Raw genomic sequence first — 25970 nt, 5'->3', positions numbered from 1 at the left:
CAACGGCCCTCACCAGGAAGGACGTCGGGCGACCGTACGGGGACGGCTCAGGTGAAGTAGATGCCGCCCAGGACGACGGCCAGGGCCGCCACGACGAACAGCAGGATCCACCCGAACAGCTTGCCCATGCTGGGCGGGGGCTCGTAGCGCGGCTCCTCCGGGCCGGGCGGGGTCTCGGGAGTGCTCACGGGGCCGTCACCACCGCCGCCTGCGGACGGATCGGGAGCCGGTTGACCGGGCGGCCGGTGGCCGCGCGGACGGCGGAGGCGATCGCGGCCGGTGCCGTCACGACCGGGACCGCGCTGACGGACTTGGCGCCGAAGGGGGCGACCACGTCCCGTTCCTCGACCAGTTTGACGATGCGGATGTCCGGCGCGTCCAGGGCGGTCGGGAGGGCGTATCCGGTCAGGTCGGGGTGGCGGATCAGGCCGCGTGGGGTACGGAGGTTCTCGGTGAGGGCGATGCCGACGCCCTGGGTGACGCCCGCCTCGATCCGGGCGGCCAGCTGGGTCGGGTTGAGGACCCGGCCCACGTCCTGGGCGACCGCCAGTTCCACCACCCGGACCGAGCCCAGCTCGATGTCGACGTCCACCACCGCGCGGATCGCGCAGAAGGCGAGGCCCACGAAGGCGTCGCCCTGCCCGGAGGCGTTCAGCGGCTCGGTGGGGTGCGGGCGGCACTGGGCGGTGGCCCACAGCTCCTTGCCGTCCATCGCCTCCGTGACGGTCGTCGAGAGCACGCCGTCGTACGAGGTGATCTTGCCGTCCGTGATCTGCAGCAGCTCGGTGGACATGCCGAACTTGTGCGCCAGGGGCTGCAGCAGCTGGGTGCGGACCATCTTCGCCGCCCGCTCCACCGCCCCGCCCGACACCCAGGTGTGCCGGCCCCGGCAGCCCGGGCCGGCGGGCGGCTGGTCGGTGTCGACCGGCGCCACGTGGACCTCCTCGATGCCGAGGGTCTCCTGGACGATCTGCCGGGCGAGGGTGGTGAAGCCCTGGCCGGTCTCGACGGCCGCGCACAGCACGGTCGCGACGCCGTCGTGGACCTTGACGGTCGCCGTGGACACCTCGTCGGCGCCCTCCGCACCGAGCATGTGCACCATGCCCAGGCCGTAGCCGACGCCCCGGCGCACCGCGTCCGGTTCGCCCGCGCCCTCGGGGCCGCCGGGCAGCAGCCACTCCTCCTCGGGGGTGTCCTTGGGGAGGGCCGGGAGCGGGAAGTCGCGGACGGCCTGGAGGAGTTCGGCCACCGGTGCCGGGCACGTCACCGTCTGGCCGATCGGGAGGACGTCCCCCGTCGCCAGGACGTTGCGCAGGCGCAGTTCGGCCGGGTCCAGGCCCAGCTTCTTGGCCAGCTTGTCCATCTGCGCCTCGTAGGCCGCGCACACCTGCATCGCGCCCTCGCCGCGCACATGGCCGGAGGGCGGGTTGTTGGTGCGTACGGCCCAGCCCTCGATGAAGGCGTTGGGGACGACGTACGGGCCGCACGCGAAGGAGACCGCGGCGGCCAGGGCGTCGGCGGAGGTGTCGGCGTACGCGCCCGCGTCCAGGAGGATCTGCGCCTCGACCTTCACCAGCTTGCCCTCGCCGTCGGCGTGGTGGCGGTACCGGAGCAGCGTCGGGTGACGGTGGGCGTGGCCGAGGAAGGACTCCTCGCGGGTGGCCGTGAGCTTCACCGGACAGCCGGTCTTCAGGGCGAGCAGGCCGAGCGGCAGCTGGAAGCCCTGGTCCTCACGGTCGGCGGTGGCGCCGGGCACCCCGGTGACCACGATCTTCACCCGATCCGGGGACAGGCCGTAGCAGGCCGCGGCGGTGTTGCGGTCGCTGTGCGGGTCGGTGGAGGCGAGGTAGAGCTCCACGCCGCCGTCGGGGCGGGGCACGGCGAGGCCGGCCTCGGCGCCGATCGGGGCCGGGTCCTGGCGCCCTATGCGGTACAGGCCCTCGACGACGACCTCGCCGGCGGCCTCCGGGTCGCCGTGGTGCAGCGGGATGTGCCGGATCAGGTTGCCGTCGGGGTGCAGCGGCTCGGCCTCGAAGGCCTGCTCGGGGTCGGTGACCGGGTCGAGTACCTCGTACTCGACGATGACGGCGGCGGCGGCCATCCGCGCGGTGTCCGGGTGGTCGGCGGCCACGGCCGCGATGGGCTCGCCGTGGTGGCGTACCACCTCGGAGGCGAACACCGGCCGGTCGGGGACGCCCCGGCCGTGGCGGGGGGTACCGGGCACGTCCTCGTGGGTGACGACGGCCCGTACGCCGGGCATCTCGCGCGCGTGGCTGGTGTCGACGGACACGATGCGCGCGTGCGCGTGCGGGGAGCGCAGGACGGCCGCCCACAGCAGGCCCTCGGCCCACAGGTCGGCGGCGTACGGGAAGGTGCCCTCGGTCTTGGCGCGGGCGTCGGCGTGCGGCAGGGAGGCGCCGAGGCCGTGCGGCCATCCGCCCTCGGTCTCGGCGGCGGGTTCCGCGGCGGTGGTCGCCGTGCCGGCTTCGTTGCTCACACCTGGCCTCCGTCCTGGCCGTAGTGCTGGTCGTACGGGCCGTGCGGGTCGTGCGGTCCCGGGGTGCCGTGCGGCGGTGTGCCGTACGGGCCGGGTGCGCCGTACGCATCCGGTGCGTCGCCGTAGCCGCCGGGAGCGGCGCGCGGCGTGTCGAACGCGCCCGGTGCCTCGAACGCCGACGGGTTGACGCCGCCTGCGCCGGGGCCCGCCTGATGGGGGATACGGGCCTCGCCCGCGTCCGTCTCGGTGTCGGCTCCGTGCGAGGCCTCGCGTTCGGCGACGACCTCCTGGACGGCCTGCAGGACGCCCCGGTAGCCGGAGCAGCGGCAGAGGTTGCCGCACAGTGCCTGCCGCGTCTCCAGCTCGGTCGGCGCGGGGTTGCCCTCCAGCAGGTCGTGCAGGGTCATCGCCATGCCCGGCACGCAGAAACCGCACTGCACGGCACCGCACCGGGCGAGCGCGCGCTGCACGTCGGAGGGCTGTCCGTCGGCGGCCAGGCCCTCGACCGTGCGCACCTCGCTGCCGGCCGCGGTCACCGCCGGGACCAGGCAGGAGGCCACCAGGCGTCCGTCGACCTGAACGTTGCAGGCCCCGCACTCGCCCTGCGAGCAGCCGTCCTTGGCGCCCGCGAGTCCGAGCCGCTCCCGCAGGACGTACAGCAGCGACTCGCCGATCCAGGCGTCGGTGACGGGCCGGTCGGCGCCGTTGACGCGCAGGACGTACGAGGCGAGCGGGTGGTCGTCGTGCGGCGGGAGGGGCGCGGTGTGCTCCTGGGCCGCCTCGGGAGCGGGGCCGTCGGCGGGTGCCTCCGCGGCCTCCCCGGTGGTCTCGGCCGCACCTTCGGGCGTGTCGTCCTCGCCCGGATGCGGATGCGGTACGGCGGCGTCGACCGGTTCGGCCGGTTCCTCCGCCACGGCTGCTACGGCTGCCCCGGCGGAGTTCTCCGGTGCCGCCGGGGCGGCGGTCCCGGGCGTGTCCGGCGGGGCGGGCGCGACGGGGGCTGTGGCGGCCTGCGGGGCCTCGGTCGGGGTCTCGGGACCCTCATGGCCTGCCGGGCCGTCAGCGGGGCGCTCAGGGGCCCCGGCGGGGTCGTGTCCGTCCGTGCCCGCCACCACCGGTCCGGGCCGCTGCTCGGGTGCCGCGGCGGGCGCGGCGAACTCGCCGGGGTGCCCCGCCTGGACGTGCGCGACGGAGTCGCCCGGGTGGACGGCGCCGGCGTGCTTCCGGGTCCCGTCCGCGTGCCCGGTGCCCGCCTGGCCGGCCTGCTCGTGGCCGGTGCCGGCCTGGTCGTCCGGGCGGCCGGCCTCGGCCCGTCCGGCCTCTTCGTGGCCGGCGCGGTCGTGCCCGTACCGCTCCTCGGGCGCGTGCCCCTGCTCGTCCGGCGCGTACCCCTGCGCCGGCGCGCCGCCGGGGCCGGGCTCGGCCGGACCGCCCGCGGGGTGCGCGTCGGTGTGGTCGGGCAGGCCGGGGTGGCCGGCGTCCGCGGGCCGGTTCCAGGGGCCGCCGGTGTCCTGTGTCGCCCACGGCGCGGGCGCGCCGCCGGGCAGGGTGGCCGGCGGGGTGCCGCCCCACTGCTCGACCAGGGCGGACGTGGTGAACTCGCCCGACTCGTCCGGGAGATCGCCGCCGGCGACCGGGATGGACCACTGCCCGGTGACGTCGTGCCCGGGTGCGGCCGGGGCCGCGGGCTCCTCGAAGGTCCAGTGCTGCGTCGCACCGGGCTGGTAGGTGAACCGGTCGTCCGCGGGCTGGGCGGGCGTGGCGTTCGGGTCGGGCCACTGGGCCCCGCCCGCGGGCGCGGTCCAGGTGCCGGGCGCGGCGGGGTCCCCGGCGCCGGGGGCGGCCGTTATCCGCGGCGGCACATAGCCGTGACCCGGCGCGGCCAGCGGGCTGTCGCCGGACAGCAGGGCGTCGATGCCGCCCTCGGGGAGCTTGACGAAGGCGGTGGCGCCGTCGTCGTAGTCGCCCTGGGGCAGCGGGTCCCAGCGTCCGCCGCCCTGGGGCGTGCCCTCTCCGTGCTGGTCGTCGGTCACGACAGCGCCCTCCCCAGTGCTCGTCGGGCCAGTGCGGCGACGGTGCGCCGCAGGTGCAGTACGGCGGGCGGAAGCGGGGCCACCGAGCCGTCGGGCTCCGGTGCCGGGTCCGGGATGCAGGCCGCGGCGACGTACTCGCCGAAGGCGTTCAGGGCCTCCGGGACGAGCGCGCGGTCGTTGTCCCAGTCGATCAGCTGGGCGACCCACTGCTCGGCCTCCAGGGGCCTGAGCGGCATCGGCGCTATGGCGCCGACGGCGCACCGCACCCCGCGCCGGGCGGGGTCGAGGACGAGGGCCACGGAAGCCAGCGCGCGGCCCGGCCCGGTGCGCCCGGTGGCCTTCAGGAAGACCTGCGGGGCGTGCAGCAGCGGCACGCGCACGTAGCCGATGAGTTCACCCCCGCGCAGCATCTCCATGCCGGCCAGCAGGTGCGACACCGGGATCTCCCGGCGGGCTCCGCCCGGGCCCGCGATGATCAGTGTCGCCTCCAGGGCGGCCAGCACCGGCAGCGCGTCCCCGGTGGGGGAGGCGGAGGCGATGTTGCCGCCGAGGGTGCCCGCGTTGCGGATGTGCGGCGGGCCCGCGGCGCGCGCGGCGGCCGCGAGCGCCGGGATCAGGGCCGCGAAGTCGGGGCGGCCCATGCGTGCGTGCGTGAGGCCCGCGCCGAGCAGCGCGTGGCCGTCCTGGTACTGCCAGCCCCGGATCTCGCTGATCCGCCCGAGACCCACCAGGGCGGTGGGCCTGAGCTGACCGGAGTTGACGGCGGCCATCAAGTCGGTGCCACCCGCGACGGGCACGGCGGCGGGCATGGCGGCGAGGGCCGCCACCGCCTCGTCCAGCGTCGTGGGCAGCGTGACGGCCTGCGCCGCCTGCGGTGCGTGCGTGGTCAAACCGGCTGCCCCTTCCCGCTGCCCCACTGGTCCCACCTGTGTGGCCGTACGGTACGTGCTCACAGGGCGGACGTGGCAACTCTGGCACATCTTCGCAACGGCCGAACGCGGGGGTCCGCTAGGAGGCATTCGCCCACCTCACCACGGAGATGGTCCGTTTTCGCACGCCATCACCGGTGCGCACCGATTGACACTCTTCGGTGACCCTTGGAGCGGTTTTCCATTACATGTTCGCAGCGGTCATGCGTTCGGGGCGGTCACTTGTTCGGCGGCAGCCCCTCGATCGGGCGACCCGGGACGCCGGGGCGCTTCTGCCACGGCCGGGGCCCGGCGGGCGGCCGGTAGGCGACCCCGAGGGCGTCGAGGCGCGCGTAATGGGCGGCCATCCGGCGTTCGAAGCCGGCGAAGTCCCGCTCCTCCGGGGCAGGCAGCCGGCTCCAGGCCACCTCGGCGAAGGCCGCGAGCCGGGGGAAGGTCTGGTAGTCCACGCGGGCGACGTCCTCCATCGCCTCGGTCCAGACGTTGGCCTGAGTGCCCAGCACATGCCGGACCTCCTCCTCGGTGAGCCCGGGCGGGACGGGTTCGAACCGGTAGACGTCCTCCAGGGTGCGCACGAACCCGATCGGCACCGGCTCGTCCTCGCCCGGGGCCTGACGGTGGTCCAGGTAGACGTACTGTTCCGGACACATGACGACGTCGTGGCCGGCCCGCGCGGCCGCGATCCCGCCGCCGTAGCCGCGCCAGGACGACACCGCGGCCCCTGGGGCGAGTCCGCCCTCCAGGATCTCGTCCCAGCCGATGAGCCGCCGTCCGCGCGCGGACAGCCACGCGCCGAAGTGCCCGATGAACCACGCCTGCAGCTCGTCCTCGTCGGCCAGACCGAGGTCCGCGATCCGGTTCTTGGCGGTCACCGACCCGCTCCACTGCTCCTTGCGGCACTCGTCGCCGCCGACGTGGATGAACTGCGAGGGGAACAGTTCCAGGATCTCCTCGAAGACTCCCTCGTAGAAGCGCAGCGTGTTGTCGGTGGGGGCCAGTACGTTGGAGGAGATCCCCCAGGTGTCCCACACGGAGAGGGCGGTGGTGTCGATGACGTCGGTGTTGCCGAGTTCCGGGTACGCGGCGATGGCGGCCTGCGAGTGGCCCGGTACGTCGATTTCCGGGACGACGGTGATATGCCGCTCGGCGGCGTAGGCGACGATCTCCCGGATGTCGTCCTGGGTGTAGTAACCCCCGTGCGGCTTCTCCTCCCACAGGGGTGAGGCACGGTGACCGAATTTCGTCCGCGACCGCCAGGAGGCTGTTTCCGTCAGCCGCGGGTGGCGCTTGATCTCGATCCGCCAGCCCTGGTCGTCCGTCAGGTGGAAGTGGAAGACGTTGAGTTTGTGCGCGGCCATCAGGTCCAGGTAGCGCAGCACGCCTTCCTTGGGCATGAAGTGCCGGGCCACGTCGAGGAGGAGACCGCGCCAGCGGAACCGGGGGGAATCGTCGATGATCCGGTGCGGGATGCCGACGGCGCGGCCGGGGCGTACGGGCGCACGCCGGAACGCCTCGGGGCCGAGGAGTTGACGCAGGGTCTGCGCACCCCAGAAGACACCGGCCGGGTCACCGCCACGGATCTCCACACCCTGGTCGGCGACCACGCCCAGGCGGTAGGCCTCCGGCTCCAGCGAGCCGTCCAGGAGCAGGCGTACGCCGCCACGGGCGTCCTCGGGGCCGGGCCGCAGCGGCAGCCCCAGGGCCGCGCCGAGCGTGGCGCGCAGCCAGCGTTCCGTGGTCTCCGTGCCCGGAGCCGCCCACAGGGTGGTGTCGCCGTCCAGCGGGACGCCCCGGCCCATCGGTTCCTGGACGGCGTGCGGCGCCGGAATCAGATCCGTCATGTTCAGTCCTTCACCTGATCGGCAAGGTGGTCCGGAAGCGGAAACGGAATCGCGTGAGGATGGTGGCGGCAAGCACGCGATCAGGCGGTGGTCAGGCGATCAGGCGGTGACAGTCAGGCGATCGGCACCGAAACGATCGAGCACCATTTGTTGCAATATGCGCAATGACTGTTTCGCCCTGCACAACCCTCAGGCTAAGGACCGCATGGACATGGCGACAAGAGGTCTGAGCCACTCCGACCGGAAAACGCGAAGACCCCCGGGGCGCGCGTGTCGCACGCGCGCACCCCAGGGGTCTCGCGAGAACTCAGACCGACGGGCGGACCGTCACAGGACCGGCTACTTCTTGTCGCCGCCCTTGTCCTCGCCACCGCTGCCCATGGACTCGTAGATCTCCTTGCACATGGGGCACACGGGGTACTTCTTCGGGTCGCGGCCCGGCACCCAGACCTTGCCGCACAGCGCCACGACGGGGGTGCCGTCGAGGGCGCTCGCCATGATCTTGTCCTTCTGGACGTAATGGGCGAAGCGCTCGTGGTCGCCGTCGCCGTGGGACACCTGTGGCGTCGGCTCTACGAGGGTCCCCGTACCAGTCCCGCGCTCGGGCTCAAGAGTGCTCATACCAGACAGGGTACTGAAGCGCACCCGCATCAGTTGAGCGAAGGGTCGTCCGGATACGTGGCCACCATCGCGAGTTCGTTGCGCTGGCGGCGCAGGACCTCGCGCCAGAGTCTCTCCGGGGCCGGCGAGGAGACGTCTCCTGGCTCGGACTCGACCACGTACCAGGCGCCCTCGACCAACTCGTCCTCCAGCTGACCGGGGCCCCAGCCGGAGTATCCGGCGAAGATCCGCAAGGACCCGAGGGCCGCGGCGAGCAGTTCGGGCGGGGCCTCCAGGTCGACCAGGCCGATCGCGCCGTGCACCCGGCGCCAGCCGAGCGGTGCGAGGTCGCCGTTCGCGCCGCCCGGGATGACCGCGACGCCGAGCGCCGAGTCCAGCGAGACCGGGCCGCCCTGGAACACCACACCGGGCTCACCGGCGAGGTCGGCCCAGCCCTCCAGGATGTCGCCCACGTCCACCGGCGTGGGGCGGTTGAGGACGACACCGAGGGAACCCTCCTCGTCGTGGTCGAGAAGGAGCACCACCGCGCGGTCGAAGTTCGGGTCCGCCAGGGCGGGAGTGGCCACGAGCAGCCGCCCTGTGAGCGAGGACACCTCGGTCATGCCAGACATGATCCCGCATCTTCCCCTTCAGTGGGGAGCCAATCGGAGCCGAGGAGTGAACGCAGCTCAGGGAGCACGGAAGCGCCCCGGGCGCACACCCGCGACCGGCGGCCGGCCGGTGACCCCATGTGCCCGAAAGGGAACGGTTCGTGTTGTGACACAGCTATGACGTGGCTGGACGGTACGGGGACTTACGGACGGGGGGTAATCGGCGATTACCCTGTCTTCCCGGCCCCTGCGCACAGTGATCGGCCGGACCCTGCCCAACTCATCGGAACGCGAGATACATGACCGTCAACGACGATGTCCTCCTTGTCCACGGCGGAACCCCGCTGGAGGGCGAGATCCGTGTCCGCGGTGCGAAGAACCTCGTACCGAAGGCCATGGTCGCCGCCCTGCTGGGCAGCGCGCCGAGCCGACTGCGCAACGTTCCCGACATCCGTGACGTGCGGGTCGTCCGCGGCCTGCTCCAGCTGCACGGTGTGACGGTCCGTCCGGGCGACGAGCCCGGCGAGCTGGTGCTCGACCCGACGCATGTCGAGAGCGCCAACGTGGCTGACATCGATGCCCACGCGGGGTCGAGCCGTATCCCGATCCTGTTCTGCGGCCCGCTGCTGCACCGTCTCGGGCACGCGTTCATCCCGGGCCTCGGCGGCTGTGACATCGGCGGCCGGCCCATCGACTTCCACTTCGACGTGCTGCGGCAGTTCGGCGCGACGATCGAGAAGCGCGCGGACGGGCAGTACCTGGAGGCCCCGCAGCGACTGCGCGGTACGAAGATCCGGCTGCCGTACCCGTCCGTGGGCGCGACCGAGCAGGTGCTGCTGACGGCCGTACTCGCCGAGGGCGTCACCGAGTTGTCCAACGCGGCCGTCGAGCCGGAGATCGAGGACCTCATCTGCGTGCTGCAGAAGATGGGCGCGATCATCGCGATGGACACCGACCGCACGATCCGCATCACCGGTGTGGACAAGCTCGGCGGCTACACCCACCGCGCCCTGTCGGACCGCCTGGAGGCGGCGTCCTGGGCGTCGGCGGCGCTCGCGACCAACGGCAACATCTACGTCCGCGGCGCCCAGCAGCGCTCGATGATGACGTTCCTGAACACCTACCGGAAGGTGGGCGGTGCCTTCGAGATCGAAGACGAGGGCATCCGTTTCTGGCACCCCGGCGGCCAGTTGAAGTCCATCGCGCTGGAGACGGACGTCCACCCCGGTTTCCAGACCGACTGGCAGCAGCCGCTGGTCGTGGCCCTCACGCAGGCCACGGGCCTGTCCATCATCCACGAGACGGTCTACGAGTCCCGTCTGGGCTTCACCTCGGCCCTGAACCAGATGGGCGCCCACATCCAGCTCTACCGCGAGTGCCTGGGCGGTTCCGACTGCCGCTTCGGCCAGCGCAACTTCCTGCACTCCGCGGTCGTCTCAGGACCCACCAAGCTGCAGGGCGCCGACCTGGTCATCCCCGACCTGCGCGGCGGCTTCTCGTACCTGATCGCGGCCCTGGCCGCCGAGGGCACGTCCCGCGTCCACGGCATCGACCTGATCAACCGCGGCTACGAGAACTTCATGGAGAAGCTCGTGGAACTCGGCGCGAAGGTGGAGCTGCCGGGCAAGGCGCTCGGCTAGACCCCGCACGTACCGAAAGGGCGGCCCCCCTCGTCATGAGGGGGGCCGCCCTTTCGGCGTCTTCGGCGAAGGCGCGCCCCGAAGGGGCGCGGGGAACTGCGCGACCAGCCACGACGGGCCCGCAGTCGCCCACGGCGCTCCGGTCGAACGGCGCTCCGGTGGACCGGCGCTCGAAGCGGAGCGCTTCCGCTTACTTGCCCTTGGCCGCTTCCTTGAGCTTGGAGCCCGCGGTGACCTTCACGCTGTAGCCGGCGGGGATGTTGATGGGCTCGCCGGTCTGCGGGTTGCGCGCGGTGCGAGCGGCACGGTGGGTGCGCTCGAAGGTCAGGAAGCCCGGGATGGTGACCTTCTCGTCGCCCTTGGCGACGATCTCGCCGACGGTCTCGGCGAACGCGGCCAGCACGGCGTCGGCGTCCTTGCGGGTCACCTCGGCGCGGTCGGCCAGCGCGGCCACCAGCTCACTGCGGTTCATGTTGTTACTCCCGTGTTTTTCTTGCCGTTGGGGTGTGCCGCGCGGCGGATCCGCCCGTGGCACTGCGATGCCGATGCGCTCGCGCCCAGGGACGCATCCTGCCCCTACCTGCGGCGGTAAAGCCAATCCGGCACCCGTAGGAGTCGTGAGAACACCCTGGGGAGTCACACGAAAGGCGCCCGCCCGGCGTCACCCTAGAGCGCGCCCGGCATCAGCTGGTTCCACGACGCGCCGGTGCACGGGCCGTCGTGGTGATCCTCACAGCCCCTGCACAGTACGGCACGCCGTCACCGGGCCGACGCCCGGCCGCCTCTTCTCCTTCACCTGGCCGGGCGCGAGGGCGCCCGGCCGGATCCGTTCCGGGGCGGGTGCTAGGCCGTCGCCCCGGCCGCCTTCGCGGCCTCGCGGACGGCGCCGGCGACCGCGCCCGCGACCTTGTCGTTGAAGACGCTGGGGATGATGTAGTTCGGGTTCAGCTCGTCCTGGCTGACCACGTCGGCCAGGGCCTGGGCGGCGGCGAGCATCATCTCGGTGTTGACGGTGCGGGACTGGGCGTCCAGCAGGCCGCGGAAGACACCCGGGAAGACCAGCACGTTGTTGATCTGGTTCGGGAAGTCGGAGCGGCCGGTGGCCACAACGGCCGCCGTCTGCCGGGCGATTGCCGGGTCGACCTCGGGGTCGGGGTTCGCGAGCGCGAACACGATGGCACCGTCGGCCATGGCGGCCACGTCGTCGCCGTCGAGGACGTTGGGGGCCGAGACACCGATGAAGACGTCGGCGCCTCGCACGGCCTCCTTGAGGGTGCCGGTGAGGCCCTCGGGGTTGGTGTTGTCGGCGATCCAGCGCAGCGGCGAGTCGACGGGGGCGTTCACCAGGTCCTCGCGGCCGGAGTGGACGACACCGTGGATGTCGGCGACGACGGCGTTCTTCACGCCCGCCGCCAGCAGCAGCTTGAGGATGGCCGTACCGGCCGCGCCGGCGCCGGACATGACGACCCGGATGTTCTCGATCGCCTTGTCCGTGACGCGCAGGGCGTTGGTGAGGGCGGCGAGGACGACGATGGCGGTGCCGTGCTGGTCGTCGTGGAAGACGGGGATGTCGAGGGCCTCGCGCAGCCGGGCCTCGATCTCGAAGCAGCGCGGCGCGGAGATGTCCTCCAGGTTGATGCCGGCGAACCCGGGGGCGATCGCCTTGACGATCTCGACGATGGCGTCGGTGTCCTGGGTGTCCAGGCAGATCGGCCAGGCGTCGATGCCGGCGAAGCGCTTGAAGAGGGCCGCCTTGCCCTCCATGACGGGCAGCGCGGCCTTGGGGCCGATGTTGCCGAGGCCGAGCACGGCGGATCCGTCCGTCACGACCGCAACGGAGTTGCGCTTGATGGTGAGGCGGCGGGCGTCCTCGGGGTTCTGGGCGATCGCCATGCAGACGCGGGCCACACCCGGCGTGTACACCATGGACAGGTCGTCACGGTTGCGGATGGGGTGCTTCGACGCCATCTCGATCTTGCCGCCGAGGTGCATCAGGAACGTACGGTCGGAGACCTTGCCGAGCGTGACGCCCTCGATGCCGCGGAGTTTCTCGACGATCTCGTCGGCGTGCGCGGTGGACGAGGCCGCGATCGTGACGTCGATACGGAGCTTCTCGTGACCGGACGCGGTGACGTCGAGGCCGGTCACCGAGCCTCCGGAGGACTCCACCGCGGTGGTGAGCTGCGAGACGGCGGTTCCGCTCGCGGGCACCTCCAGCCGGATGGTCATCGAGTAGGAGACGCTGGGCGCCGTTGCCATGGCCGACTTCCTCTGCTTTCACCGAGTCGCGAGTTGTGCCGTCCGATCGTCGCACCTACCCGTGAGTACGTGATAGCCGCCCGGCATTGCGGACGTTTTGTTCACAGCAGGCGCACGGTCAGGCGCGCAATTTCGGAAAACCACTTCCACCATACGAGAAATGATCAGGTGGCGGAAGGGGCATGCGGGGCAAAGAAGGAGGCCCACGTCACATGTGTGTGACGTGGGCCTCCCACGCGTACGGCACCGGCCCGCCATGCTCGCCTCGCGGCAAGTGGTCCCTCTCAGGGACGAAGGTTGGGCCCGGGGGCTTGGATCGAGCCGGTGCCGTACCCAGGCTAACAAACGGACGCCGGAGACCATTCCCCCCGCGGGGAGTTCACCGGAAAGTCAGTCCCTCAGCAGATCCGGCACCCCGGCCGCGTCCGGCTCGTCCCGCTCCCCCGACACCACCGTCAGCTGCTGCGTGGCCCGGGTCAGCGCCACGTACAGCACGCGCAGGCCGGCCGGGGACTCGTCGGCGATCTCCGCCGGCGAGACGACCACGGTCGCGTCGTACTCCAGGCCCTTGGCCTCCAGGCTGCCGAGCGCCACCACCCGGTCGCCGAGCCCGGCCAGCCAGCGCCGCGCCTCCTCGCGCCGGTTCATGGCGACGACCACGCCGACCGTACCGTCCACCAGGTCCAGCAGCCGCTCGGCCTCGGCCCGCACGGTCCGCTCCAGGCCCTGCCGCACGACACGGAAGCGCGGCTCGATCCCGGTGGACCGCACGGCGGTGGGCGCCTCGGAGCCGGGCATGGCCAGCGCCAGCACCTTGGCGGCCAGCTCGGCGATCTCGGCGGGGTTGCGGTAGTTCACGGTGAGCTGGAAACGGCGCCGGGGGCGGGTGCCGAGGGCCTCGTCGCGGGCCTCGGCCGCCTCGTCCGGGTCGGACCAGGAGGACTGGGCCGGGTCACCGACGACCGTCCAGGTGGCGTGCCGGCCGCGGCGGCCGACCATGCGCCACTGCATCGGCGTGAGGTCCTGCGCCTCGTCCACGATGACGTGCGCGTACTCGGTGCGCTCCTGGGCGAGGCGCTCGGCCCGCTCCCGCTGGGTCTCCTCGCGCACCGGCATCAGTTCCTCCAGCCCGGTGAGGTGGTCCAGCGGGTCCAGCTCGCGCCGCTTCTTCGGGCGGGCCGGGGCGCCGAGGACCGCCTGCAGCTCGTCCAGCATGGCGATGTCGTGCACGGAGTGGCCGTCGCGCTGGAGCGACCGGGCCACCTTGCGGACCTCGCCGGGATTGAGGATCCGGCGGGCCCAGCGGCCCAGCCGTCTCTCGTCGGCCATCGCGGCGAGCACCGCCTTCGGCGTCAGCTCGGGCCACCAGGCGTCCAGGAAGGCGATGAAGGGGTCCTCGCTGATGACGTCCTCGTCGAAGGAGGCGCGCAGCTCGGCGGCCAGCTCGGGGTCGGCGTGCCGGGCGGCCGCGCCGGACTTGGCCCACAGGGCGTCCAGGAGCAGCTTGCGGGCGCGCGGCCGCAGCAGGTTGACGGGCGCGGTGCCGCCGAGGGCGGTACGGCGGACGCGTTCCAGCTCCTGTGCCTCCAGCTCCAGGCGGCGGCCGAAGGCGACGACGCGGAGCCGGGTGGGAGGGCCGTCGACGGCCCGCGGTGCGCTGTCCTCGTCCTGGGCGGGCGGGCCGGCCAGGCCCAGCTCCAGCGTGCCCCGGGCGGCCTTCCGCAGCACCTTCAGCATGCGGTAGGAGCCCTTGGCGCGGGCCACGGACGGGGAGTCGTAGAGGGTGGCCTCGGCGCCGACGGTGTCCACGGCGAGTGAGCCGATCGCGCGGATCGCGACCTGGCCCTCCTCGCCGAGCGAGGGCAGCACGCCCTCGGTGTAGGCCACGAGCAGCGGGGTCGGCGAGACGATCAGGATGCCGCCCGCGTAGCGTCTGCGGTCCTGGTAGAGCAGGTAGGCGGCGCGGTGCAGGGCGACGGCGGTCTTGCCGGTGCCCGGGCCGCCCTCGACGTAGGTGATGGAGGCGGCGGGGGCGCGGATGACCAGGTCCTGTTCGGCCTGGATGGAGGAGACGATGTCCCGCATGGTGTGGCTGCGGGCCTGGCCGAGGGCGGCCATGAGGGCGCCGTCTCCGATGACGGGCAGCTCGCGGCCGTCGAGGCGGGCGGTCAGCTCGGGGCGCATCAGGTCGTCCTCGACGCCGAGGACGCGGCGCCCCTTGGACCGGATCACCCGGCGCCGTACGACCCGTCCGGGCTCCACCGGCGTGGCCCGGTAGAAGGGCGCGGCGGCGGGTGCCCGCCAGTCGATGACCAGCGGCGCGTAGTCCTGGTCGAGGACGCCGATGCGGCCGATGTGCAGGGTCTCGGCGATGTCGGCGGTGTTGTCGTCCCGCACGGCGCCTTCGGCCGGTTCCACGGCGGTGTAGGCGCCGTCGGGCCCCTTCTTGCCGTCCTTGCCGAGGAGGAGGTCGATGCGGCCGAAGAGGAAGTCCTCGAACTCGTTGTTGAGCCGGTTGAGGTGGATGCCGGCCCGGAAGACCTGCGCGTCGCGCTCGGCCAGCGCGCCCGGGGTGCCGACCTGGCCGCGTTTGGCCGCGTCGTTCATCAGGAACTCGGCTTCGTGGATCTTCTCTTCCAGCCGCCGGTACACCCGGTCCAGGTGTTCCTGTTCGACGCTGATCTCCCGGTCACGCACGGAATCGTGTCCGTCGTGCACCGAGCCGACCGCGGACTGCTGAACCTGAGCGGCCACCGGGCCCCCTTCTGACGTGCTGGGCAGCCGTCAACCGTACGCGAAGGGGACCCGTGGAAGCTACGCGTCTACTTGCACCAGCTTCTTGCCCTCGAAGGTGACCACCTCGAAGTGGTCGATCTCGTTGGGCTTGAAGGCCGCCGCTCCGCCGATGTAGAGCGGTTTCTTGGACTCCGGGGTCGTCCCGTCCGGGATGCCGTAGCCCCAGTTCGGCACGGACCAGGAGGACATCGTCACCCGCTGGCCGTTCTTCGCGACGAGCACGAGCGAGCACTTCAGGGGGCCCTTGACGTTCTTCAGTTCCAGGACCGCCTGGGTACCCCAGTCCTTCTGCGCCATGCCGACGGTCGCGCTGACCTGGGACGACGGGTCCGTGGCCGACTTCTTGTCGGGCATGGCGGAGAACGTGGTCTGGGCGGTGGACGCCGCGACCTGGTCTCCGCCCCCGCCCGAGCCGCTGTTGACGGCGACCGCCGCCAGCGGACCGGCGATGATCAGGGCAGCCGCGGCCGCGATCATGTAGAAGCTGCGCCTGCGCTTCTGGGCGCGCTTCTCGGCGACCTCGTCGACCAGCTTCTCCACCAGTCGCGGACTGGGCTTGGCGGACAGCGAGTCGCCGATCGCGGGAGTGCTGCCGGAGCCCGGCAGGTCCGCGAGTGCGGCCAGCATCGGCTCCATCCCGGCCAGCTCGTCCAGCTGCTGGGCGCACCACTCGCAGCCGGCGAGGTGCGCTTCGAAAGCGGTCGCCTCGGCGTCGTCGAGGATCCCGAGGGCGTAGGCGCCGACGGTCTCGTGCTCACTCGGCACCGAAGATCCCGATTGGGGGCTCATAGGCCCAGACATACCCGGACCACCTGCACCGAATCCCTGCATCCCCCCGTAACCACTGCTCATCACGCCGTCACCCCCCGCTCCTCCAGTGCCAGCTTCATCGACCGCAGGGCGTAGAACACCCGAGAGCGCACCGTGCCGCTGGGGATACCCAGCGTCTCGGCCGCCTCATTGACCGTACGCCCCTTGAAGTACGTCTCGACGAGGACCTCCCGGTGGGCCGGGGTCAGGTCGTCGAGCGCGTCCGACAGCGTCATCAGCCACAGCGCCTTGTCGATCTCGTCCTCCGCGGGGATGACCTCCAGCGGCGACGGATCGACCTCCTGCGGCCGGGCCTGCCGGCTGCGGTGGCCGTCGATGACGATGCGGCGTGCGACCGTCACCAGCCAGGGGCGTACCGAACCGGTCGCCCGATTGAGCTGACCGGCGTTCTTCCAGGCACGGATGAGCGTTTCCTGTACGACGTCCTCGGCGCGCTGGCGGTCACCGGCGACCAGCCGAAGGACATACGCGAGCAGAGGTCCGGCGTGCTCGCGGTACAGCGCACGCATCAGCTCCTCATCTGGTTCCGAGGGCTGTGAGGACATGCGATGTCGGGCCCTCGATCCACGTTCATTGGCCACGGCCGCATCCTTGCGCACGCCCACCTCCGGTGTCCGGGGGTTCCCCCAGTCGGTCGCTCGCCCACCCGTACGGAAGGGAGCGCTGAGGTGTTCAAACGCAGGTGACAGTTTTCTTCGGGGTGACGTGACGAGCGGGACATGCGCGCACATTCCCACCGTGTGATCTTTACATTTCCGACACATCGCCGGAGGTGCCGGGAAATACCCGTGTAGACAGCAACGAAACCTGGTGTTACGGAAATCACTCCGCGCTCGGCGACTCCCAAGCCCCTCAGGCGCGCGCCAGCGCGGCCCGCCGCCGGTGCCGGGCCACCCGCTCCCGGTTCCCGCAGACCTCGCTGGAGCACCACCGCCGGCGCCGCCCCCGGGAGGTGTCCAGGTACACGAGGGGGCAGTTGTCACCCTCGCACTCCCGCACGGCCGCCCGCGCCAGGGGGTCGGTGAGCAACTCCACGGTGTCCCGCGCGAGGAGCGCGAGCAGCCCCGCGCAGCCGGGCGGTTCCACCAGCTCGCGGACCAGGGCGCCGCCTTCGCCGCGCACGGCGCGCAGGGGCGGCGGCGCGGCTCGGGCGGCCTCGTTGACCCGCCCGAGCGCCCGCGCGTACGAGGACGTGTCCGGCACCCGGGGGCCGCGCACCAACTGGCCGATGTGGGAGCGCAGTTCCCGGAACCCCACGAGCCAGGAGGTGTCGGCGTGCCCGAGCGCCGTGCCCCGCGGCACCAGGCCGGCCCCGTCGATCCACGCGCGCAACGCCTCGACGCCGTCGAGCCGTTCGGCCGGATGCGTGGTCGCGAGCAGGTCGAGACAGATCCGTCCGGCGTCGAACCGCAGCTCGTACGCGGGCGTGGCCGTACCCAGTGCCATGTGCCTGTCACCGCCTAGGCAGGAAGCGAGGGGCTCTCCTCTTCACAGTGCCTGCCCGGGGCCCCGGCCGGAACCCCTCGTACCGCGCCGGCCTGGACGCACACGCATGCAACCGCGCGCCTCGGCCATGTCCGGGAGCGGTGTGCCCCGGTTGGCTGGAGACATGACGCACACGACGCACACACGCACGACGACGACGGCGAGGACGGCACCGACGGGCACCACCGTGCTGATCGCGGCCACGATCACCACGGGCCTGAGCGCCGGGGTCTTCTACATCTTCGCCTGCGCGGTGATGCCGGCCCTGGCCCGCAGCGACGACCGGACGTACGTCGAGGTCATGCGGAACATCAACACCGTCATCCAGAACCCGGTGTTCTTCCTGAGCTTCATGGGGGCACCGCTGCTGACGGGATGGTCGGCGTGGCAACTGCGCCGGACCCCCCGCGCCCGCTGGGTCCAGGCGGCCCTGCTGTCGTACGCCCTGGTCTTCCTCGTCACGATGGCGTTCAACATCCCGCTGAACAACGCCCTTGCGGCGAACGGCGCCCCCTCCGCTCTGCGCGCGCGCTTCGAGGGCCCCTGGGTGGCGTGGAACGTGGTGCGGGCGCTGGGCTCGACGCTGGCGCTGGGCCTCCTGGCCCGTGCACTGACGCTGCACGGCCGTCCTGGCCGCTCCGCGTAGCCGGGGCCCCGGTGACCACGCGCGCGACCCTTGCCGGGCGGACACAAAGATCCGCACAACCGTTCTGATCCGTCAGGGGTCTTGAGGGTGCAACCAACCGAGTTCTCACATGGGGGGAACGGACGTGCGCAGCCACCTCCGTCACGCCGTCGTGATCGCCGCCGCGGCCACGACGATCACGGCTCTCACCGGGGGCCTGCTGGTCTCCACCGGCATCCCGGCCCGGGCCGCCACCACCACGGGTCCCGCGCCCACCCGGTACGCCGACGACTTCAACGGTGACGGGTACCACGACCTCGCGATCGGCGCCCCGGACGGCGCGGTGAACGTCTCCGGCCCGGACGGGAACCCCGCCAAGGCCCTGAACGCGGGTTACGTCACCGTCTCGTACGGCTCGAAGTACGGCGCCCAGAAGACCGGCCTGAAGGCCGTCACCCAGAACAGCCCGGGCGTGCCGGGCGACGCGGGGCAGGACCACCGGTTCGGCCGGACGCTCGCCGACGGCGACTTCAACGGCGACGGCTACGCGGACCTCGCGGTCGCCTCGCAGTCCCAGAACGTCGACGAGGTCACCCTGCTCTGGGGCGGCCCCACCGGCCTCAAGGGCGGCACCCGGATGCCCGGCGGCGACACGGCGCCCGGGTTCGGCGCGGTACTGAAGGCCGGCGACTTCACCGGAGACGGGAAGACCGACCTGATCGTCGGCTACTCCACGTCGATCCGCCTGTTCCGGGGCCCCTTCAAGGCGGACGGCTCGCCCGCCTCCGTCCAGCCGGTGGACGTGGGCGCCTCGTTCCTCTACCGCGACGCCCAGAAGCGGCTGGCCGTGGGCCGGATCAACAAGGGCACCACCGACGACCTCGTGGTGCTCGGCGAGAACCGCAGGCGGGGCCGGGTGCTGCTCGGCGGCGCGTCCGGGCTGCGCCGGACCGCGGCCACCGTCCCGGGCGGCGAGAGCGTCGCGATCGCGGACTTCGACAAGGACGGGTACGGCGACATCGCGGTGGGCGACCCGGCGTACGAAACGGGTGCCGAGCGCCGCGCGGGCCGGATCCAGATCAGCTACGGCGCCTCCGGCGGCGTGGACGAGAACCGCAGCACCAAGGTGTTCACCGAGGACAGCACCGGCATCCCGGGCGGCGTGGAGGCGGGGGACAACTTCGGCGCCGACATCGCCGCGGGCGACCTCGACCGGGACGGCTACGCCGATCTGGTCGTCGGCGCCCCCGGCGAGCGACACCCCACCTGCGAACACTGCTCCATCAGCGGGGGCGGCATGTACGTGCTCAGGGGCTCGGCCAAGGGGGTGACCGGCACGGGTGCCGCGTTCTACGGCTACAACGCGGCCGGCCTGCCCCGCCCGGCCGGCGTCTACCGCATCCCCCACCTGCTCAGGATCACCGACCTGAACGGGGACAGGCAACCCGAGATCACCTTGCCGGTCCAGGCGGACACGCCGGAGGTGTGGTCGGTCGGGACGAAGGACGGCAAGGTCGCCGGGAGCACGCCCACCCGCGTGGTGAAGCCTCCGGTCGACTCCCAGCTCGCGTGGGCCGGGAACGAGTTCGGCGTGTTCACCGGCTGACCGTCCGGCGCGTCGCCGCCGCGTCGCCTCGCGCGGGTGTACGCGGACGCCTGGGCCGGCCTTCGCCGACCGCTACGCGTCCGCGTACTTCGCGTCGCTCGCCGGGTCCAGGGCCAGCCGGTAGCCCCGCTTGACCACCGTCTGGATCAGCTTCGGTGCGCCGAGGGCCGTGCGCAGGCGGGCCATCGCCGTCTCCACCGCGTGTTCGTCACGGCCCGCGCCCGGCAGCGCGCGCAGGAGGTCCGCCCGGGGGACGACCCAGCCCGGCCGCCTGGACAGCGCCCGCAGCAACGCCATGCCCGCCGGCGGGACCGGCTTCAGGGCGCCGTCGACGAGGACCGCGTGGCCGCGGATCTCCACCCGGTGGCCGGCGACCGGCAGGGCGCGGGCGCGGCCCGGGAGTTCCTGGCAGAGGAGCTGGACGAGGGGGCCCAGGCGGAAGCGCTCCGGCTGGACCGTGTCCACGCCGTGCGCCTGCAGGGGGATCGCGGTCACCGGGCCCACGCAGGCCGGCAGGACGTCGTGGGCCAGGGCCGACAGCAGCTCGGGCAGGAGGCCCCGGTCCTCGGCGCGGGTCAGCAAGGACGCGGCGGCCGGGGCGCTGGTGAAGCTGAGGGCGTCCAGGGCCCGGTTGACGGTCGCGTCCAGGAGGCGGTCCAGCGGGGTGATGTCCTCCGGGGGCATCCAGCGGTACACCGGCACCGGGACGACCTCCGCCCCGCCGGCCCGCAGGGACTCGACGAATCCCGGGAGCGGCTCACCGTGCAGCTGGACGGCGACACGGCGACCGTCGACACCCTCCTGCAGGAGCCGGTCCAGCACCTCCGCCAGGGACTCCGAGGAGGGCGACCACTCCTCCGTCAGGCCGGCCGCCCGGATCGCCCCCTTGACCTTGGGGCCCCGGGCCAGCAGCTCCGCGCCGCGCAGCCGCCCGAGCAGGTGCTCGCCGAGCCCCCAGCCGTCGGCGGCCTCGATCCAGCCCCGGAAGCCGATCGCCGTGGTGGCCACGACCACGTCCGGCACCTGGTCGATGATCTCCTTGGTGGCGGCGAGGAGTTCGCTGTCGTCGGCGAGCGGCACGATGCGCAGCGCGGGGGCGTGCAGGACGGCGGCACCGCGCCGCTGGAGCAGGGCGCCCAGCTCGTCGGCCCGGCGCGCGGCGGTGACGCCCACGGTGAATCCCGCGAGCGGACCGTGCTCAGGGGCTCCGGGTTGCTGCTCTTCGTCGTACATGGGCTCTCCTAGCTGACCGGCACGCCGAACGAGCCTGTCAACGGCGCGTGACAGGCTCGGTTCGGCTTGATGTCACCGGTGTTACGTCAGACTTCCGCGTAGCTGAGCTGCGTCTTCGTCTCCGAAGCCGCCACTGTCACAGCCTGCCCCGCCGGGCGGCGAAGGTATACGGCCCACGTCACCGTGAAGCAGAGGGCGTAGAAGGCGAGGAAGGCCACGAACGCTCCGGTGCCGGTGCCGTAGGACAGGAAGGACTGGCGGAAGGCGAGGTTGATGCCGACGCCGCCGAGCGCGCCGACCGCGCCGATCAGGCCCATGGAGGCACCGGACAGCCGACGGCCGTGGGCCACGGCCGCTTCCCCGGTCAGGCCCTTGGCCAGGGCCTTGTTCTGGAAGATTCCCGGGATCATCTTGTACGTCGAGCCGTTGCCGAGGCCGCTGAGCACGAACAGGACGACGAAGACGGACACGAACACCGGCAGTGACTTCTGGGTGCTCGCGACGATCAGGACAGCCGTCGCGGCGGCCATGCCGACGTAGTTCCACAGGGTGATGCGGGCGCCGCCGTACCGGTCGGCGAGCCGGCCGCCGAGGGGGCGGATCAGGGAGCCGAGCAGCGGGCCGATGAAGGTGAGGTAGGCCGCCTGGAGCGGGGTGCGGCCGAACTGGATCGTCAGGACCTGGCCGAAGGCGAAGCTGTAGCCGATGAAGGAGCCGAAGGTGCCGACGTAGAGGAAGGACATGATCCAGGTGTGGGCGTCCCGGGCGGCGTCCTTGGCCGCGCCGGTGTCGTTCTTCACCGTCGCCAGGTTGTCCATGAAGGAGGCGGCGCACACGGCGGCCACGACGATCAGCGGGATGTAGATGCCGAGCAGCACGCGCGGCCCACCGCTCGCGCCGATGACCGCGAGGGCCACGAGCTGGATGACGGGCACGCCGATGTTGCCGCCGCCCGCGTTGAGACCCAGTGCCCAGCCTTTCTTCCGCAGCGGGAAGAAGGCGTTGATGTTGGTCATGGAGGAGGCGAAGTTGCCACCGCCGATGCCGGCCAGGAGGCCGACCAGGAGGAACGTGGTGAAGGACGTCCCCGGCTTCATCACGGTGAACGCGGCGACCGTCGGGACGAGCAGCAGGCCCGCCGAGATCACCGTCCAGTTGCGGCCGCCGAAGACGGCGACGGCGAAGGTGTAGGGCACGCGGACGACTGCGCCGACGAGCGTGACCACCGAGGTCAGCAGGAACTTGTCGGCGGGGGTGAGGCCGTACTCCGGGCCCATGAAGAGGACCAGGACGGACCACATGGTCCAGATCGAGAAGCCGATGTGCTCGGAGAGCACCGAGAACCAGAGGTTCCGGTTGGCGGTCCGCTCCCCGCCCGCCTTCCAGAACCCCTCGTCCTCCGGGTCCCAGCGTTCGATCCAGCGGCCACTGCGACGGGTTGGGGCTGGGGCTGGAGCTGTCATCACGCCTCCACGGGATCCGGGCTGCTCGGTCTGCCGTACGACTGCCTGAGCCCGAAGGTAGGGAGGGCGCGTTTCCTGCCTGTGGCTGTGGGTGACCGCGAGGGAACTTTGCTCTCACTCGGGGATCCGACGCCCGGTGAGGGTCATCCCGCGGCGCTCATGGCCTCACCGTCGGCGGCTGGAATCCATCCCTCGGCGGGCCGCCGCAGCCAGCCGTGCGTCCGGGCCAGCTCGGCCGCCGCCCGGCGCAGCGCGTCCAGCGCGGGGTGGGCCAGCCCCTTCCGCCACACCAGGGAGACCGGCGACAGCGGGACGGGATCGACGAGGGGCCGGCGTACCGTGCGGGGCAGGGCCGGGAAGTCCACCACGGCCAGCACCGGATGACGGGTCTTGGCCATGATCCGCTCGAACTCCTCGTCCCCGACGGCCGGCGGAAGGGGGGCGGCGAGCCGGATGCCGCGCCCCTCGAAGAGCCGGCACGCCAGGTCGGTCCACTCCCCGGTGCGCGGGTTCCCGGCACCGGCGTACACCGTCTCGCCGGCCAGCGCGGACACCGGTACCTCGGGGAGGGCGGCCAGCGGATGGTCCTCGGGCAGGACGACGGCCATCGGCTCGTAGCGCACCGGCTGCTGCTCCAGCGCGGACCGCAGCGCCGGGTCCAGGCCGGCGAACCGGCCGAAGGAGGCGTCCAGCCGGCCGGCCAGCAGTTCCGCGGCGGCTCCGGTCAGGCCGCTCTCGTAGCGGGCCATCAGCTCGCAGTCGCGGGCGAGTTCACGAGCCCGGCGCAGTACCCGGCGGCCGGTCGCCAGGCCCGGCGAGTTGATGTCCACCAGCAGCGGGCGCGACTGGCCGGGGGCGAAGGCGGCGAGCAGGTCGTCCTCGGCGGCGAGGACCCGCCGGGCGTGCGGCAGCAGCCGTGCGCCGTCCGCGGTCAGCGTCACCTGCCGGGTCGTCCGCACGAACAGCTCCGCGCCCAACTCCCGCTCCAGCCGCCGCACATCCCGGCTGAGCGCCTGCTGGGCGACGTACAGGCGGGCCGCGGCACGGGTGAAGTGCAACTCCTCGGCGACGGTGACGAAGGCACGCAGGAGCCGGGGCTCGACATGGGCGGGACCGGGCATGGCAGGGAACTTACAACACAGGTGCGTGAATGGGCGTCCGGAAGGTGTTGGACCCCTTGATCCACTCGGGGCGAGGGTGGGTCCATGCCCTCCGTCATACCCACCGCCAGCGGCTACCGCCGCCTCTTCGCCCTGCCCGGCACCCGCGCCTTCACCGCCGGCAACCTCCTCGCCCGGCTGCCCATGGGCATGTTCAGCGTGAGCGCCGTCGTGATGATCGCCGGGTCGCGGGGGTCGTACGCCCTGGCCGGTGCCGTCACCGCGACCGGTCTCGCGGCGACCGCGCTGGCCGGGCCGTGGATCGCCCGGCTCGTCGACCGGCACGGGCAGGCCCGGGTGGCCGTACCGGCCACGCTCGCGTCCGTGCTCGGCAGCCTCGCGCTGCTGCTGTGCGTACGCTACGGCGCCCCGGACTGGACCTTGTTCGCCGCGTACGCCGGCACCGCGGCCACCCCGAACATCGGCGGCCTGTCCCGCGCCCGCTGGGCCCATCTGCTGCGTGCCGACCCCGGCGCGCTGCACACCGCGAACTCCTTCGAGCAGGCCGCGGACGAGCTGTGCTTCATGCTCGGCCCGGTGCTGGCCGCCTTCCTCACCGGCACGTTCTTCCCGGAGGCGGGCACGCTCGTGGGTGCCGTGCTGCTGCTGGCCGGCATGCTGCTGTTCACCGCGCAGCGGGCCACCGAGCCGCCGCCGCGGGCCCGTTCGCAGGCGCCCTCGCCGCTGCGCAGCCCGGGCATCCCGCCGCTGCTGGCCTGTTTCCTCGCGACCGGCGCGGTCTTCGGCTCGATGGAGGTGGTCACGATCGCGTACGCCGACGCGCGGGGACACCGCACGGCGGCCGGCGCGGTCCTCGCGCTGCAGGCGGCGGGCTCGTGTGTGGCGGGGCTGGTGTACGGGGCGCGGGAGCGGGCGCGGGTGCGCTTCTCCTGGTGTCTGGCGGCCATGGCCGTGCTGATGACGCTGCCCTGGCTCGCGGCCGCCACCCGGTCCCTCCCGGTGCTGGCGGGGGCGCTGCTGGTGGCGGGGATGGCGACGGCGCCGACGATGGTGACGGCGATGACGCTGGTGCAGCGGCGGACCCCGGCGGACCGCCTCAACGAGGGGATGAGCCTGGTGGTGACCACCCTGCTCACGGGGATCGCCTGCGGCTCGGCGACGGGGGGCTGGGCGGCGGAGCACCTGTCCCCCACGCTCGGGTACGCCGTACCGGTGTCCGCCGCCGCCCTCGCAGGGGGGTTGGCCCGGCTCACCCGCGCCGGCGGGGGACGCCCCTAGGCCGACGGCACTGCGGTCCCCATGGCGAAGGCCCCGCCGCTCGAAAGCGACGGGGCCTTGCCCACATGGGGTGAGCCCCCGGAGGGGCTTGGTGGAGATGGCGGGAATCGAACCCGCGTCCAACGGTGCGGAATCAGGGCTTCTCCGTGTGCAGTTCGCTTCGCTTTTCTCGGCCCCGGCGATCACGCGAACAAGTCGCCGACGGGCTCAGTCACTGTTTGGTTTCCCTCTTCACCCCGTGACCGGGATCAAGGTTTAGTCCCCTAGCTGATGCCAGGATCCGGGTCGGGAACAGCCCCGGGCTGACACTTCGCAAGTCGCTACTTAGGCAGCGAGGGCGAAGGAATCGCGCTTGGTGTTGGCGATTATTTTTTGCGACATATGGTTTACGAGATCATTGCCGCTTCCTCGACACGCTTCCCCTGCTTCGACAGCCGCTGTCGAAACCGATCATCCCCATGTTGATTTTTCAATCCCTCCGGAGAGGGGGCGCGCACCCTCTGTGGAGTGCGATGCCATCGTACGTGACCAACGCACGCCGATGCCAGCCTATTCCCGGCGACCCGGCTAGACGCCTCGCTGCCTCCGCTTCGCCGCCGCGATCGCCCGGTCCGACTCCCGCCGGTCCTGCTTCTCCCGCAGCGTCTGGCGCTTGTCGTACTCCTTCTTGCCCCGTGCGAGCGCGATCTCGGCCTTCGCCCGGCCGTCCTTGAAGTAGATGGCCAGGGGCACGATCGTGTGACCCGTCTCCTGGGACTTCGACTCCAGCTTGTCGATCTCCTCGCGGTGCAGCAGCAGCTTGCGCTTGCGGCGCGCGGAGTGGTTGGTCCAGCTGCCCTGGTGGTACTCGGGGATGTGGGCGTTGTGCAGCCACGCCTCGCCCCGGTCGACCTGGACGAAGCCGTCGGTCAGAGAGGTCCGTCCCTCGCGCAGCGACTTGACCTCGGTGCCGGTGAGCACGAGCCCGGCCTCGTAGGTGTCGACGATCGCGTAGTCGTGCCGGGCCTTCTTGTTCTGGGCGACGATCTTGCGCTTGCCGCCCTTCTCGCCGTCCCTGGCCTTCGCGGCCCCGCCGCCCTGCTTGGGCTGGGACTCCTTCGGTACGTACATTCCCTTGCTCAT

21 protein-coding genes and 1 other RNA gene are annotated in these 25970 nt (G+C 72.3%); 4 read left to right on the top strand and 18 right to left on the bottom strand.

What is annotated here, in order from left to right; genetic code table 11:
• Positions 1-47 precede the first annotated feature (47 nt).
• From IE244_RS00350 to IE244_RS00320, 7 genes are all read right to left on the bottom strand, one after another.
• Entirely contained in the window at positions 48-188 is a 141-nt protein-coding gene (locus IE244_RS00350) for a hypothetical protein (protein WP_191870600.1), read from the bottom strand.
• On the bottom strand, positions 185-2497 hold the full coding sequence (locus tag IE244_RS00345) for a xanthine dehydrogenase family protein molybdopterin-binding subunit (RefSeq protein WP_031159450.1): 2313 nt from the start codon (positions 2495-2497) through the stop codon (positions 185-187). The genes IE244_RS00350 and IE244_RS00345 overlap by 4 nt, the downstream gene beginning before the upstream one ends.
• Complete coding sequence (locus IE244_RS00340; RefSeq protein WP_191870599.1) at positions 2494-4530, bottom strand: 2Fe-2S iron-sulfur cluster-binding protein; 2037 nt, start codon at positions 4528-4530, stop codon at positions 2494-2496. The genes IE244_RS00345 and IE244_RS00340 overlap by 4 nt, the downstream gene beginning before the upstream one ends.
• Positions 4527-5420 (bottom strand): FAD binding domain-containing protein, encoded by an 894-nt coding sequence (locus tag IE244_RS00335; protein WP_031159445.1) that lies wholly within the window; start codon positions 5418-5420, stop codon positions 4527-4529. Before IE244_RS00335 ends, IE244_RS00340 begins: the two co-directional genes overlap by 4 nt.
• 257 nt (positions 5421-5677) lie before the next feature.
• Complete coding sequence (locus IE244_RS00330) at positions 5678-7300, bottom strand: beta-N-acetylhexosaminidase (protein ID WP_191870598.1); 1623 nt, start codon at positions 7298-7300, stop codon at positions 5678-5680.
• A gap of 339 nt (positions 7301-7639) precedes the next feature.
• Complete coding sequence (locus tag IE244_RS00325) at positions 7640-7921, bottom strand: DUF3039 domain-containing protein (RefSeq protein ID WP_191870597.1); 282 nt, start codon at positions 7919-7921, stop codon at positions 7640-7642.
• Positions 7922-7950: 29 nt separating this feature from the next.
• Complete coding sequence (locus IE244_RS00320; protein ID WP_031159437.1) at positions 7951-8523, bottom strand: YqgE/AlgH family protein; 573 nt, start codon at positions 8521-8523, stop codon at positions 7951-7953.
• A gap of 287 nt (positions 8524-8810) precedes the next feature.
• Between IE244_RS00320 and murA the strand changes: the two genes are divergently transcribed.
• The gene (gene murA / locus IE244_RS00315) at positions 8811-10151 is read left to right on the top strand and encodes a UDP-N-acetylglucosamine 1-carboxyvinyltransferase (protein ID WP_191870596.1); all 1341 of its coding nucleotides are present in this window, start codon (positions 8811-8813) and stop codon (positions 10149-10151) included.
• Between the two features lie 190 nt (positions 10152-10341).
• Here murA and IE244_RS00310 read toward each other — a convergent pair whose 3' ends face one another.
• The 6 genes from IE244_RS00310 to IE244_RS00285 form a co-directional block, all read right to left on the bottom strand.
• Positions 10342-10623 carry an HU family DNA-binding protein gene (locus IE244_RS00310; protein ID WP_023550134.1) on the bottom strand — a complete coding sequence of 94 codons (282 nt, stop codon included), beginning with the start codon at positions 10621-10623 and terminating at the stop codon, positions 10342-10344.
• A 371-nt stretch (positions 10624-10994) separates the two neighbouring features.
• Positions 10995-12410, bottom strand: a complete 1416-nt coding sequence (locus IE244_RS00305; RefSeq protein WP_191870595.1) for an NAD-dependent malic enzyme — start codon at positions 12408-12410, stop codon at positions 10995-10997.
• 390 nt (positions 12411-12800) lie between these two features.
• The gene (locus tag IE244_RS00300) at positions 12801-15164 is read right to left on the bottom strand and encodes a HelD family protein (protein ID WP_191870594.1); all 2364 of its coding nucleotides are present in this window, start codon (positions 15162-15164) and stop codon (positions 12801-12803) included.
• Between the two features lie 60 nt (positions 15165-15224).
• On the bottom strand, positions 15225-15971 hold the full coding sequence (locus IE244_RS00295; RefSeq protein WP_037684803.1) for an anti-sigma factor family protein: 747 nt from the start codon (positions 15969-15971) through the stop codon (positions 15225-15227).
• A gap of 86 nt (positions 15972-16057) precedes the next feature.
• Positions 16058-16642 carry a sigma-70 family RNA polymerase sigma factor gene (locus IE244_RS00290; RefSeq protein WP_030167252.1) on the bottom strand — a complete coding sequence of 195 codons (585 nt, stop codon included), beginning with the start codon at positions 16640-16642 and terminating at the stop codon, positions 16058-16060.
• 247 nt (positions 16643-16889) lie between these two features.
• Positions 16890-17483: a CGNR zinc finger domain-containing protein gene (locus tag IE244_RS00285; protein ID WP_191870592.1), complete on the bottom strand. Its 594-nt coding sequence runs from the start codon at positions 17481-17483 to the stop codon at positions 16890-16892.
• Positions 17484-17646: 163 nt separating this feature from the next.
• On the opposite strand from IE244_RS00285, the gene IE244_RS00280 reads away from it, so the two are divergent.
• Together IE244_RS00280 and IE244_RS00275 are read left to right on the top strand one after the other, a co-directional pair.
• Positions 17647-18168: an anthrone oxygenase family protein gene (locus tag IE244_RS00280; RefSeq protein WP_229853892.1), complete on the top strand. Its 522-nt coding sequence runs from the start codon at positions 17647-17649 to the stop codon at positions 18166-18168.
• A 124-nt stretch (positions 18169-18292) separates the two neighbouring features.
• Entirely contained in the window at positions 18293-19753 is a 1461-nt protein-coding gene (locus IE244_RS00275) for an FG-GAP and VCBS repeat-containing protein (RefSeq protein WP_191870590.1), read from the top strand.
• Between the two features lie 72 nt (positions 19754-19825).
• On the opposite strand, the gene IE244_RS00270 is transcribed toward IE244_RS00275, so the two are convergent.
• From IE244_RS00270 to IE244_RS00260, 3 genes are all read right to left on the bottom strand, one after another.
• Positions 19826-20986, bottom strand: a complete 1161-nt coding sequence (locus IE244_RS00270; RefSeq protein ID WP_191870589.1) for a uroporphyrinogen-III synthase — start codon at positions 20984-20986, stop codon at positions 19826-19828.
• Positions 20987-21072: 86 nt separating this feature from the next.
• Positions 21073-22449, bottom strand: coding sequence for a nitrate/nitrite transporter (locus tag IE244_RS00265; RefSeq protein WP_191870588.1), 1377 nt, complete (start codon positions 22447-22449; stop codon positions 21073-21075).
• A gap of 143 nt (positions 22450-22592) precedes the next feature.
• The gene (locus tag IE244_RS00260) at positions 22593-23570 is read right to left on the bottom strand and encodes a LysR family transcriptional regulator (protein WP_191870587.1); all 978 of its coding nucleotides are present in this window, start codon (positions 23568-23570) and stop codon (positions 22593-22595) included.
• An 84-nt stretch (positions 23571-23654) separates the two neighbouring features.
• Between IE244_RS00260 and IE244_RS00255 the strand changes: the two genes are divergently transcribed.
• Positions 23655-24848 carry an MFS transporter gene (locus tag IE244_RS00255; protein WP_191870586.1) on the top strand — a complete coding sequence of 398 codons (1194 nt, stop codon included), beginning with the start codon at positions 23655-23657 and terminating at the stop codon, positions 24846-24848.
• 89 nt (positions 24849-24937) lie between these two features.
• Here the strand turns inward: IE244_RS00255 and ssrA are convergent.
• Positions 24938-25306, bottom strand: a transfer-messenger RNA (tmRNA) gene (ssrA, locus tag IE244_RS00250).
• Positions 25307-25415: 109 nt separating this feature from the next.
• Positions 25416-25958 carry an SsrA-binding protein SmpB gene (gene smpB / locus IE244_RS00245; RefSeq protein WP_229853947.1) on the bottom strand — a complete coding sequence of 181 codons (543 nt, stop codon included), beginning with the start codon at positions 25956-25958 and terminating at the stop codon, positions 25416-25418.
• Positions 25959-25970 lie beyond the last annotated feature (12 nt).

It is taken from the genome of Streptomyces filipinensis (assembly GCF_014649495.1).
Classification (GTDB): Bacteria; Actinomycetota; Actinomycetes; order Streptomycetales; family Streptomycetaceae; genus Streptomyces; species Streptomyces filipinensis.
This window is presented reverse-complemented; position numbering and strand designations above follow the sequence as displayed.